This window comes from Xanthomonas populi, assembly GCF_002940065.1.
In the GTDB taxonomy this organism is placed as follows: Bacteria; Pseudomonadota; Gammaproteobacteria; order Xanthomonadales; family Xanthomonadaceae; genus Xanthomonas; species Xanthomonas populi.
In genome coordinates this window covers 1-11,781 of record NZ_MDEJ01000122.1, presented here as the reverse complement: position 1 = coordinate 11,781, position 11,781 = coordinate 1, and the positions used below count along the sequence as shown (strand labels likewise).

Sequence of the window (11,781 nt, the reverse complement as noted above, 5' to 3'; positions counted from 1 at the left end):
TGGAGCGATTACGCACACTGCCCGAACACGTCTACAACCAGATGGTCATGGGCTGAAAAACGTGGGGATACCTCAGTGTCGGAGACCATTTTTGCCTTCCGGTCAGCGCGCCCGATGCGGCTTACCACATCCGCATCTTCACGCCACGCGCCGAGCTGCCGCTTGCCGGCCACCCCAGCATGGGTGCGGCATGGGCGGCGGCAACGCACGGGCTGGTCTCGTTCAAGCCGGATGGCCTTGTGCGCCAGCAATGCGCTGCGGGCGTGCTGCCGGTGCAGGTGATCGACAGGCACGGCGCACTGCTGGTGCGGCTGCGGGCACCGCGTGCGCGGGCTATCGGGACCGGAGATGTGCATGTTGCGGCATTACGCGAAGGGTGGTCTCAATACTCAGTGCAACACCTCGATCAATCGAATGCTTGCATCGCTCTGTGAGGGCCAGACTTGTAGATCATTGATTAAATTGCGGTTACGCGTTTAGGCGATGTGACAGAAACGCCGGTTTGCAGTGGATCAGTGTTGCACTTGGAACTTCAGTCGGCCAAGCCTGCGCAGGACTGCGCGTGGCCGACCACCCGGCAGCGCTCTGTAACAACGGCCCCAACTGGTGGCTAATGGAACTGGCCGATGCGCAAGCGGTGCGGCAGGCGCTGCCCGATCTGGCCGGGATTACCCGCCTCACACAGGCCAGCGCAGCCACCGGCCTGGCCATTTACGCGCACGAGACCGGCGGCGACGCGGATCTGGTGGTGCGCGCATTTTGCCCAGGCGACGGCATTCCGGAAGATATGGTGACCGGCAGCACCAACGCCTGGATCGCCGCACGCCTGCACGGCGAAGGTCGCTTGCCGGGCGAGGCATCGCGGTATGTCGCCTGCCAGGGCCGTGAGGTCGGCCGCGATGGGCACGTCCACATCGAGATCGATGACGAAGGCGAAGTGTGGATAGGAGGAACGAACAAGCAAGTGATCGAAGGTCGTATCGATTGGTAAGCTGCCGCGCCTTGCTATCAGAATAGTGCTCATGACCGCACGCCGCTTCCTGCAACTGGATGTGTTCTCCGCCCGGCCCGGCAGCGGCAATCCGCTGGCGGTGGTATTGGATGCCGACGGCCTGGACGATGCGGCGATGCAGGCGATCGCACGCTGGACCAAGCTGCCGGAAACCACCTTCGTGTTTCCCGCGTTGGATGCGCACAGCAGTTATCGGCTGCGCATGTTTTCGCCACAAAAAGAGGTGCCATTCGCAGGGCACCCCAGCGTTGGAACCGCGCATGCGGTGCTGGAAGCCGGCCTGGCCGCGCCAGACGATGGCGTGCTGATCCAGGACGGTATCGCCGGCCAGTTGCCGCTGCGCGTGGAACAGATCAACAATCATCGCAGCATCGCCATCCGCACCCCGCGCGCGCGCGTAGCCGAGCAGGTACAGGCCGACGACCCGCGTCTGCGCGATGCCTTGCGCAGTTGGCCACTCGGCGCCTTGGCGCCTGCGCTGATGGATGGCGGGCGCACCTGGTGGGTGGTGGAGCTGGCTAGCGAGGCCGCGCTGCGTGGTCTGCAACCGGATTGGGAGGCGATCGCCGCACTGGCCGAATCCACCGGCAGCATGGGCGTGTTTGCGTATGCCCGCGCCGCCGCGCCGGGCGCTTACGACCTGGCCGTACGCGCCTTCGTCGGCAACGGCCGCCGCTTCGAAGACGCTGCCTCCGGTGCGGCCAACGCGGTGCTCGCCGCATGGCTGGACAGCCGCCAGGCATTGCCGGGCAAGGCGCGGCGCTATGTGGTCAGCCAGGGCCGCGAGATCGGCTTCGATGCCTTGCTGGAATTGCGCATCGATGCCGAGGGTGATGCGTGGTCGGGCGGCCAGGTGCAGACAGTGATTCGCGGCACGCTTGATTGGGCGTAACACGTCATCGAACGTTGCCATGCGTCAACCGGTCCGTTACTGCTCACTGCTGATATCAAGCTGCAGCGACGTAATTTGAATCACCCGCTTTCCCCAACTGACGCATCGCATCGATCGATACGCAACTGCGACTGCGCATGCGCCTTGTGGCAGCGAACGATTCAGTGACCTGCACTCCAACAAAAAACGCTGCGGTCTCCCGCAGCATTTTCATTTGAAGCCATCGTGACCAACCAGATCAGTCAGGACGCACGTCAACGCGCACGCGGATGCGATCGCCAGGGTTGTAGTCGCTGCGCGTGTGATAAGTACGGCCGGCGTATTCGTAGGTCACATCGTAGCCCTCCACACGATCGCTCTCGCGACGGTAGGACACCGGTTCGCACACCCTGACGTTGCCCTGATAATTGCGATTATTGGCTTCGTAGATCGAGCGGCCTGCCGCCACGCCGGCCATGGTGCCGACCGCAGTACCGACCAATCGGCCATTGCCGCCGCCAACCTGGCTACCGAGCACCGCACCGGCGATACCGCCGATCACGCTGGCCACACCGCGATTGGAGACACCCGACTGGCCGTAGCTGCCGCCATCGCGATAGGCGCCATCGTTGCTGGTGTAGTAGCCGTTGGACGGACGGTTGTAGCAGCGTTCGCTGCTTCGCTCGTTATACGAATCGGTCACGATGATCGGGTCGACACGCACCACGCGCGCGTATTCGTAACGACCGTCCTCATACCCGCTGCGGCCGCCATCGCGGTAGCCGCTGTCATAGCGCTGCGCCGTTGCGTTACCCGCAACCGCCAGACCCAACACCAGAGCACCAAGCACAAGAGTTTTCATAGCGGCACTTCTACAAGGAGGACACGCTGCCGATGCTCGGCCTGCGCCAGTGAAACCGCACTGAACCAAACAGGCCCTGCGACCCCCTATTCAGGTAGCCGCTAGCTGCGCGCGCCGGCATGCGGCACCCACGCGTCGCAGCGTTTTTAACATCAGCTGGAGAATTCGGTTTCCAGGCTGATCGGCACCGCGCTCAGCGCCTTGGACACCGGACAATTTTTCTTGGCGACATCGGCCAGTTCGCGGAACTTGGCTTCATCGATTCCCGGTACTACGGCCTTGAGTCTGAGCCGGATCTGCGACAGCTGCGGGCCACCGTCCATCGACAGATCCACGTCGGCACGCGTATCCAGCGAGGTCGGCGGAAATCCGGCTTCTGTCAACTGCGCAGACAGCGCCATCGTGAAGCAGCCGGCATGTGCGGCCGCGATGAGTTCTTCCGGATTGGTGCCCTTCTCGTCGCCGAAGCGGCTGCTGAAGGCATAGCGGGTGTTGTCCAACAAACCACTTTGCGGCGTGCTGAGCTGGCCCTTGCCCGTCTTTAGATCGCCTTCCCAGTGAGCGGTGGCGTGACGTGAAATACCCATTGCGGTCTCCTACGATGAAAGGAGCCGCCACGATAGGCGAGTGGGTGTTACGGCGTGGTGCCGGGAATCGGGAATCGGGAATCGGGAATCGTAAAAGCAGACTACGGGTCCATCTGGCAGTGAGTATTCTGCCTTATTACGATCATCCATTTCGAACATCGAGCGCGACCGCGCGTTGGTTGCGCGGTCGCGTTGCCTGTAGCGCTTAGCCCAGCAAGGTTTCCAGCACGGCCATGCGCACGGCGACGCCGTTGGCGACTTGACGCAACACGCACGATTGCGCGCCGTCAGCGACTTCGTCGGTGATTTCCACGCCGCGATTGATCGGGCCAGGATGCAGCACGGCTGCATCCCGCCCGGCACGTGCCAGGCGCTCGCGGGTGAGCCCGTAGTCGGCGTGGTATTGCTCCAGCGACGGCACCAGGCCTTCTTCCATACGCTCGCGTTGTAGCCGCAACATCATCAGCGCATCGACACCCTCCAGCATGGCGTCGAAATCTTCGCCGACCACACAGCCGTCCAGCATGTCGTCGTCGGGCAGCAGGCTGGCCGGTCCACAGACGCGAATCTCGCCGACGCCCAGCGTGCGCAATGCGTGCAGGTCCGAGCGCGCCACACGCGAGTGCTTCACGTCGCCGACGATCACCACCTTGAGCTTGGAAAAATCGGTGCCCTTGGCCTGACGCAGGGTGAGCATGTCGAGCAGCCCCTGGGTGGGATGCGAACTGCGGCCGTCGCCGGCGTTGATCAGCGCAGTGCCTTCGCCTGCAGCTGCGATCAGCGCTTCCACCGCGCCGTCGTCGGGATGGCGCACCACAAAGCCACGCACGCCCATCGCCTCGAGATTCTTCAGCGTGTCGCGTGCCGTTTCGCCCTTGCGGGTGGAAGAAGTGGAGGCATCGAAATTGAGCACGTCCGCGCCAAGCCGCTGCGCAGCCAGATGAAACGAGCTGCGCGTGCGCGTTGAGGGTTCAAAAAACAGCGTGCACACCGCAGTGCCGGCCAGCACGCTGCGCTTGCCGACGCGCCCCACTGCCGCGTCGCGGATCTGGCCGGCACGATCGAGCAGTTGCAGCAGCGTGGTGCGCGGCAGTCCTTCCAGGGTGAGCAGGTGGCGCAGGCGTCCGTCCGAATCGAGTTGCATGGTAGTCATCGCAGGTCGGGAAATATCAGGGAAGAAAAGTGGCTTGGTCGGGCGCGGCCAACCAGCGTTCGACGATCACGGCCGCCGCCATCGCGTCCAGCGCTGCGGCATCGCGGCGACGCTTGCGTCCATCGGTGCGCGCGCGCGCGAAACGCTGCGCAGCTTCCACCGAACTGGAGCGCTCGTCGATCAGCACCACCGGCAGCGCATAGCGCTCGCGCAGTTGACGGGCGAAGGCATGCGCACGCTTGCGCGCGGGCTGATCTTTATCGTCAAGGGTGAGCGGGTCGCCGATCACCAAACCATCGGGCCGCCACTGCTTATGCACGCGATCCAGCGCGGCCCAGTCGGGGCCGGTGGCATGCACATGGATGACGGCGACCGCACGCGCGCCAGCACCGAGCGCGGTGCCAACGGCCACGCCGATCCGGCGCGATCCCACGTCGAAGCCCAGCACCGTGCCATCCGGGCGGATCGCGCCCGCCTCAGGCATGCCCGGAATAATCCGTCAGCCGGAACAGATCCACACCGATGCGCCCGGCAGCGGTCTGCCAGCGATCTTCCAGGGCAGTGGCGAACAGCACGTTGGCGTCCGACGGCGCGGTAAGCCAGCTGTTTTCGCCCAGTTCGAATTCCAGTTGCCCCGCGCCCCAGCCGGCACAGCCCAGCGCCACCAGCGCATTGCGCGGGCCGTCGCCGGCCGCCATGGCTTCAAGAATGTCGCGCGAGGTGGTCAAGAACACGCCCTGCCCCACTTCCAGGCAGGAATCCCAGGCGCGCGCATCGTCGTGAATGACGAAGCCGCGCTCCGGATGCACCGGCCCGCCGCTGAGCACGATCTGCTCGCGCAGGTGCTCGTCGGCGGTGTCGATGCCCATTTGCGACAGGACTTCGCCCAGCGTGTATTCGGAGGGCCGATTGACCAGCACGCCCATCGCGCCGTTCTCGTCGTGCTGACATATCAGCGCGACGCCACGCGAAAAGGTGGGGTCGGACAGCGCCGGGAGCGCGATCAGCAGTTGGTTGGCCAGAGGCGTGGGTAAAACAGACATGGCCGCATTCTAGCCGTTCGCTCCGCCGCGCGCAGAGCCGCTGCCATACCGGGCACTTGCGTAACGCTATGGGTTGTCGATGCCGACGATGGACCGAACTGCGAACGCTGTGCCATCGCCGTTTCTGACCTGCGTGTTCAGGTTGTCGCTTGCGATGCAGCGTGCTCCGCTAGTTTGCCCATTCAGCCTTAGCGTTGGATAACGCTGCAGTCGCTCGGTTTGACGCATCTTTCCATCGCGCCGGCCACCACCACGGCGCATACCACTGGCAATCCCATGAGCCGCTATTGCAGCATCGCCCCAAGCCATCCGGTCCACGGGCACTCCCATGAGCACGAATACGGCTTCCCGCAACGCGACGAACGCGAACTGTTCGAGCGGCTGGTGCTGGAGATCAATCAGGCCGGGCTGAGCTGGGAAACCATCCTGCGCAAACGCAGCAACTTCCAGCGTGCCTATGACGGTTTCAACGTGGACACGGTTGCCGCCTAAGGCGAGGCCGATATCGCCCGGCTGATGGGCGATGCGGGCATCAGCCGCAACCGGCTCAAGGTGCTGGCGGCGATCCACAACGCGCAGGTGATCCAGACGCTGCGCGCCTCGCACAGCAGCTTCGCGCAATGGCTGGATGCACAGCATCTGCTCGCCAAGCCAGACTGGATCTCGTTGTTCAAGAAGACTTTCGCTTCACCGGTGGCGAGATCACCGGCGAATTCCTGATGAGCCTGGGCTACCTGCGCGGCGCGCATCATGCCGAATGCCCAGTGTTTGCCTGCATCCAGGCACTGTCACCGCCGTGGATGCAGAGCGAAAATACATAACGGCGATACGATCGAGCCCACGCCGGCAGATAGATGCACCGTGCACACGTGGCAGTGCAGATGCGTTACCTGCCGCCCCGGGCACGACGCATGCAGTTGCCGATCACTAATCCGCCGGCGACGCGCCAACGACCATCTGGGTCACACGCCCATATAACGATGCGGGCGATGGTTGAACATCAACACCAGACTCAGCATCAACGCACCCAGCGCCGAATACAGCACCTTGTCCGGGGTGAGGATGGTGAAGGCGACCAGCATCAGCATCGCATCGAAGCGCATCTGCACCTTGCCCGCGCTCCAGCCACGCTCGCGCTGCAGATACACCGCCAGGATGCCGATGCCTCCCAGGCTGCCGCGATGGCGAATGAAGAACAGAATGCCCAACCCCGCCAGCGCGCCGCCGACAATCGCCGAAAACAGCGTACTGATATGCGCGTACTCGGCCCAGCGCGGCATCAGGTCGGTCAGTGCACCGCACGCGCCGACTGCGGCAAAGGTTTTCAAGGTGAATTCCCAACCCATCCGGCGCACGCTCAGCCAATAGAACGGCAGGTTGACCAGCACAAACACAAGTCCGAAATTCCAATGCAGCGCGTAATGCAGCAGAAAGGCAACGCCGGACATGCCACCAATCATCAGCCCGCCCTTGGCGAAGATCGCCAGGCCTAGCGAGGCCACCAGCGTCGCCAGCACCATGCCTTGCGCGTCTTCGGCCACCGAGTGGTGATAGGTACGATCGTCGGCTGCGGTACCGGCTGAATCCGGCGGAGGCGTCAATGGGCCGGAGGTGACCACGGCGCCATCATCGGGCAACGGTTCTTGCTCCGGACGCAGATCGGAATCGGGAAGGCTCACGGGCTGGGCACTACACTGGGGTGCGGATATTAGACGCTATCGGCGCCCCTGGTGACATCTGAAACGTCACGACCTTTGCGGGCTGCAACGCCGCACGTTCATCGTCCCAAAGAGCGGTCTTTCGACCTATTTTTCTGCACAAGACGCCTGCGCGCAGAAATAACGCACGACATCTCAGGAACCTTGCGCAGGTGAATCTGCTTCAACGCGCGACGCCGTGGCCATGCACCACAGCGCGTAACGATCCTGCGCCTCACCGGACCTCGGCAATCTCCACACCATCCATCCCCTGCGCCAAGGTCTTGGCATCACCGCCCTGCGAGAGCTTGATGCGCAGGCGCACTTCGTTTTGCGAATCGGCGTAACGCAGCGCGTCTTCATAGCTGATTTCGCCGGCTTGATACAGCTCGAACAGGCTCTGATCGAAGGTGCGCATGCCAAGGTTGGTGGACTCCTTCATGATCTCCTTGAGCTTGTGGATCTCGCCGTCGCGGATGTAATCCTGCACCAGCGGCGTGCCCAGCATGATCTCCATCGCCACGCGCCGGCTGCGCCCGTCCGGGGTGGGGATCAACTGCTGCGCCACCACGCCCTTGAGATTGAGCGACAGATCCATCAGCAGCTGATTGCGACGATCTTCCGGGAAGAAGTTGATGATGCGGTCCATCGCCTGGTTGGCGTTATTGGCATGCAGGGTGCACAGCACCAGATGGCCGGTCTCGGCGAAGGCCACGGCGTGATCCATGCCTTCGCGGGTACGCACCTCGCCGATCATGATCACGTCCGGCGCCTGGCGCAGGGTGTTTTTCAGCGCGTTTTCCCAACTATCGGTATCGATGCCGACTTCGCGCTGGGTGATGATGCAGCCTTCGTGCTTGTGCACGAATTCGATCGGGTCTTCGATGGTGATGATGTGCCCGGTGGAATTCTGGTTGCGGTAACCGATCATCGCCGCCAGCGAGGTCGACTTACCGGTACCGGTGGCGCCGACAAAAATGATGATGCCGCGCTTGGTCATCGCCAGCGTCTTGATCACCGGTGGCAGGCTCAGTTCTTCGACGGTGGGAATGCGCGTTTCGATGCGACGCAACACCATGCCCACCTGGTTGCGCTGATAGAAACAGCTCACACGAAAACGCCCCACTCCGGACACGCCGATGGCGAAGTTGCACTCGTGGGTCTTTTCGAACTCTTCGCGCTGCGACGGCGTCATCACGTTCAACACCAGATCGCGACTCTGCTGTGCGGTCAGCGGGCTCTGGGTGATCGGGCTGATCTTGCCATTGACCTTGATCGCCGGCGGCATGCCCGAGGTGATGAACAGATCCGACGCCTTCTGATGCGCCATCAGCTTGAGGAAAGAGGTGAAGTCGATAGTGCTCATGGCGTGCTCCTCTGGAGCCGGGATTCGATCGTAGAGATTCGGGAGTGGCCAGACCGAAATCCGGACTGGGAAATCGCCGCTGCGAGTCCCCAATCCCGGCTACTCAAATATCCGCTTGTCCTTGGCGTATTCGCGCGCCTGGTTGCGCGTGATCAGGCTGCGCTTGACCAGGTCCTGCAGATGCTGGTCCAGCGTCTGCATGCCGTATTGCTGCCCGGTCTGGATCGACGAATACATCTGCGCCACTTTGTCCTCACGGATCAGGTTACGGATCGCCGGGGTGCCGACCATGATTTCCCAGGCGGCAGTGCGCCCGCCGCCGACCTTCTTTAGCAGCGCCTGCGAAATCACCGCGCGCAAAGATTCGGACAGCATCGAGCGCACCATCGGTTTTTCGCCGGCCGGGAATACGTCGACGATACGGTCGATGGTCTTGGCCGCAGAACTGGTGTGCAGAGTGCCGAACACCAGGTGGCCGGTCTCCGCAGCGGTCAACGCCAGGCGGATGGTTTCCAGATCGCGCAACTCCCCGACCAGAATGATGTCCGGGTCTTCGCGCAGCGCAGAGCGCAGTGCCTCGTTGAAGCCGTGCGTGTCGCGGTGCACTTCGCGCTGATTGATCAGGCACTTCTGCGAGGTGTGCACGAATTCGATCGGATCCTCGACAGTGAGAATGTAGCCGTATTCGTTCTTGTTGATGTAGTCGATCATGCCGGCGAGCGTGGTCGACTTGCCCGAACCGGTCGGGCCGGTGACCAGAATCAGGCCCTGCGGCTGGTCGATCAGCTGGCGGAAGATCGGCGGGCAGCCCAGGTCTTCCAGCGTCAGCACTTCGGAGGGAATGGTGCGAAACACCGCACCGGCCCCGCGGTTTTGGTTGAACGCATTGACGCGAAAGCGCGCCAGCGACGGAATTTCGAAAGAGAAGTCGACCTCGAGGAATTCCTCGTAATCGCGTCGCTGCTTGTCCGACATGATGTCGTAGACCAGCGCGTGCACCTGCTTATGGTCCAAAGCCGGAATATTGATGCGACGGACATCGCCATCGACACGGATCATCGGCGGCAAGCCGGCCGACAGATGCAGGTCCGATGCTTTATTTTTGACAGAAAACGCCAATAGTTCAGCGATATCCATGCGCTGCTTTTCCCCTAGGCTGCGATTGGAAGGTACTCCCCGAGCGGCAGTATAGCGTTCCGGCTGCTGGCGGGAAGCGGCCTGCGCCCTGTTCAGGCTGGCACTGCCGAGCGAGGCTGAAGGCGTTGGTTTGGGGCCTTGCCGTCACAGCGCTTGCTCGCGCATCGCTGGCCCGCGGGTGTGCCGCTCGATCCATGCCGGCGGGCCCAATTCCGGCTCGGCAGCAGCTTTCGAAGCGTCACCGATAGCCGACTTCCCGCGCCAGGTTGGAACCAAACACCGCAGAGCGGCACTATAGCGTTCCCCCTCTTGCCTGGAATGCCACGTGCCGGCTTCGTCGCTGCAGCAGATTCTCGATGCCATCCACACCGCCGCGACCCAGCACGCGCGCACCGATGTGCGCCTGCTTGCGGTGTCCAAGACCAGGCCTGCGGATGCCGTGGCCGCCTTGGCCGCGCAAGGCCAGCGCGCGTTCGGCGAAAACTACGTGCAGGAAGCGCAAGCAAAGATTGCCCAACTGCATGCGCTGGGATTGGAATGGCATCTGATCGGCCACCTACAATCCAACAAGGCCGAAGTGACCAGCCAATGCTTCGACTGGGTGCAGACCGTGGACCGCGCCAAGCTGATTGCACTGCTGGCGCGCTACCGCCCGGACGATCGCGCGCCGTTGAACGTGCTGATCCAGGTCAATATCGACGACGAAGACAGCAAGCACGGTTGCGCGCCGGAGGCGATCGATGCCCTGGCCCGAGACATCGCGCTGCAACCGCGTCTGCAGTTGCGCGGGCTGATGGCCATTCCCGCGCCGTTTCCCGAGCAGGCACGGCGCACAGCTGCGTTTACGCGCATGCAGGCGCTATTGGATAATCTCAAGGGCCGCTACCCGCAGGTGGATACTTTGTCGATGGGCATGAGTTCGGATTTCGCCGAAGCGATCGCCGCCGGTGCCACCATGGTGCGTGTTGGCACCGCGTTGTTCGGCGAACGCCCCTCATCGCCTGCCGCCTCTTTCTGATCGGTCGCGCGCGCCGACCACTGATTCTTCTTGACTTAGGTACTGCGATGACTCTGCCCTGCTCGCCCGCGTCGTCGCATCCCACCGCTGCAGTGACCGCGTTCGTTGGCGGCGGCAACATGGCACGCAGCCTGATTGCCGGGCTGATCCGGCAAGGTGTGTCGGCAACCAGCATTCGCGTGGCCGAGCCGGTCACCGAACTGCGCGAAGCGTTGTCCCGCGATTTCGGTGTACGCGCCTTGGAAAACACGCGCAGCGCACTGGACGGCGCGGCCATCTGGGTTTTGGCAGTCAAACCGCAGGTACTGCCTTCGGTCTGCGCGCAGCTGGCCGACCTTGCGCAGGCGCAGCAGCCGCTGCTGCTGTCCATCGCTGCCGGCATCACTGCAACGCAACTGCAGCGCTGGTCGGGCGGTGATCTTGCAGTGGTGCGTGCAATGCCCAATACGCCTGCCCTGCTCGGCGCTGGCGTTACCGGGCTGTTCGCCAATACGCGCGTTTCCAACGCGCAACGTGCGCAGGCAACCCGTTTATTGGACAGCGCTGGCGTCACCGTGTGGATCGACGACGAGGCACAGATGGACGCGGTGACTGCGGTCTCCGGCAGCGGCCCGGCCTATGTCTTCCTGCTGGCCGAAGCGATGGAAGCTGCCGCGCAAGCGCAGGGTCTGCCGGCCGACACCGCACGCACGCTGGTGTTGCAAACATTGCTTGGCGCCGCGCGCATGCTCACCGAATCAGGCGAAGCACCAGAGCTGCTCCGCCGCCGCGTGACCTCGCCCAATGGCACCACGCAAGCGGCAATCGAGACATTCCAGACAGGCGGCTTCGAAGCGCTTACCGGAAAGGCGATTGCCGCAGCGACCGAGCGCGGTCGCAGACTATCGGCTGCCAACGATTAGTCGATACGCAGTCTAAGAAGCGCAAGATTTCCTCAAAAAAAAGCGTCTTGCTTCTAGGAGCCTCTAAAAACCCCAGCAATCTGCCATCATTGACTTGACGCCCTGCCAGCGGAGAACGACAGACATGATCAGC

The 11,781-nt window shown here is 63.0% G+C and carries 11 protein-coding genes and 3 pseudogenes; 6 read left to right on the top strand and 8 right to left on the bottom strand.

Translation table 11 applies throughout. From position 1 onward, the window contains the following. Nucleotides 1–89: 89 nt before the first annotated feature. The 3 genes and pseudogenes from XpopCFBP1817_RS16465 to XpopCFBP1817_RS16455 form a co-directional block, all read left to right on the top strand. A pseudogene (locus XpopCFBP1817_RS16465) lies at nt 90–373 on the top strand (PhzF family phenazine biosynthesis protein); the annotation flags it as partial. 168 nt (nt 374–541) lie between these two features. Further along, nucleotides 542–991 (top strand): annotated as a pseudogene (locus XpopCFBP1817_RS16460) (PhzF family phenazine biosynthesis protein); the annotation flags it as partial. Between the two features lie 31 nt (nt 992–1,022). Then, nucleotides 1,023–1,904 carry a PhzF family phenazine biosynthesis protein gene (locus XpopCFBP1817_RS16455; RefSeq protein ID WP_128417938.1) on the top strand — a complete coding sequence of 294 codons (882 nt, stop codon included), beginning with the start codon at nt 1,023–1,025 and terminating at the stop codon, nt 1,902–1,904. A 238-nt stretch (nt 1,905–2,142) separates the two neighbouring features. On the opposite strand, the gene XpopCFBP1817_RS16450 is transcribed toward XpopCFBP1817_RS16455, so the two are convergent. The 5 genes from XpopCFBP1817_RS16450 to XpopCFBP1817_RS16430 form a co-directional block, all read right to left on the bottom strand. Beyond that, nucleotides 2,143–2,745 (bottom strand): glycine zipper 2TM domain-containing protein, encoded by a 603-nt coding sequence (locus XpopCFBP1817_RS16450; RefSeq protein WP_128417937.1) that lies wholly within the window; start codon nt 2,743–2,745, stop codon nt 2,143–2,145. Between the two features lie 152 nt (nt 2,746–2,897). Further along, complete coding sequence (locus tag XpopCFBP1817_RS16445; RefSeq protein ID WP_128417936.1) at nt 2,898–3,332, bottom strand: OsmC family protein; 435 nt, start codon at nt 3,330–3,332, stop codon at nt 2,898–2,900. A gap of 205 nt (nt 3,333–3,537) precedes the next feature. Then, the gene (locus tag XpopCFBP1817_RS16440; protein ID WP_128417935.1) at nt 3,538–4,485 is read right to left on the bottom strand and encodes an aspartate carbamoyltransferase catalytic subunit; all 948 of its coding nucleotides are present in this window, start codon (nt 4,483–4,485) and stop codon (nt 3,538–3,540) included. Between the two features lie 16 nt (nt 4,486–4,501). Continuing rightward, nucleotides 4,502–4,969, bottom strand: coding sequence for a Holliday junction resolvase RuvX (ruvX, locus tag XpopCFBP1817_RS16435; RefSeq protein WP_128417934.1), 468 nt, complete (start codon nt 4,967–4,969; stop codon nt 4,502–4,504). Continuing rightward, nucleotides 4,962–5,528 (bottom strand): YqgE/AlgH family protein, encoded by a 567-nt coding sequence (locus XpopCFBP1817_RS16430; protein WP_128417933.1) that lies wholly within the window; start codon nt 5,526–5,528, stop codon nt 4,962–4,964. The genes ruvX and XpopCFBP1817_RS16430 overlap by 8 nt, the downstream gene beginning before the upstream one ends. Before the next feature lie 276 nt (nt 5,529–5,804). On the opposite strand from XpopCFBP1817_RS16430, the pseudogene XpopCFBP1817_RS16425 reads away from it, so the two are divergent. Further along, nucleotides 5,805–6,349 (top strand): annotated as a pseudogene (locus XpopCFBP1817_RS16425) (DNA-3-methyladenine glycosylase I). Between the two features lie 141 nt (nt 6,350–6,490). Here XpopCFBP1817_RS16425 and XpopCFBP1817_RS16420 read toward each other — a convergent pair. The 3 genes from XpopCFBP1817_RS16420 to XpopCFBP1817_RS16410 form a co-directional block, all read right to left on the bottom strand. Continuing rightward, the gene (locus XpopCFBP1817_RS16420; protein ID WP_167393960.1) at nt 6,491–7,165 is read right to left on the bottom strand and encodes a YitT family protein; all 675 of its coding nucleotides are present in this window, start codon (nt 7,163–7,165) and stop codon (nt 6,491–6,493) included. A 295-nt stretch (nt 7,166–7,460) separates the two neighbouring features. Then, on the bottom strand, nt 7,461–8,591 hold the full coding sequence (locus tag XpopCFBP1817_RS16415; RefSeq protein ID WP_128417932.1) for a PilT/PilU family type 4a pilus ATPase: 1,131 nt from the start codon (nt 8,589–8,591) through the stop codon (nt 7,461–7,463). A gap of 99 nt (nt 8,592–8,690) precedes the next feature. Then, on the bottom strand, nt 8,691–9,728 hold the full coding sequence (locus XpopCFBP1817_RS16410; protein ID WP_128417931.1) for a type IV pilus twitching motility protein PilT: 1,038 nt from the start codon (nt 9,726–9,728) through the stop codon (nt 8,691–8,693). A 325-nt stretch (nt 9,729–10,053) separates the two neighbouring features. Here XpopCFBP1817_RS16410 and XpopCFBP1817_RS16405 point away from each other — a divergent pair, with 325 nt between their 5' ends. Continuing rightward, a complete protein-coding gene (locus tag XpopCFBP1817_RS16405; RefSeq protein WP_128417930.1) occupies nt 10,054–10,746 on the top strand; it encodes a YggS family pyridoxal phosphate-dependent enzyme in 693 nt (230 codons plus the stop codon). A gap of 47 nt (nt 10,747–10,793) precedes the next feature. After that, complete coding sequence (gene proC / locus XpopCFBP1817_RS16400) at nt 10,794–11,648, top strand: pyrroline-5-carboxylate reductase (protein WP_167393959.1); 855 nt, start codon at nt 10,794–10,796, stop codon at nt 11,646–11,648. The last annotated feature ends 133 nt before the right edge of the window (nt 11,649–11,781 follow it).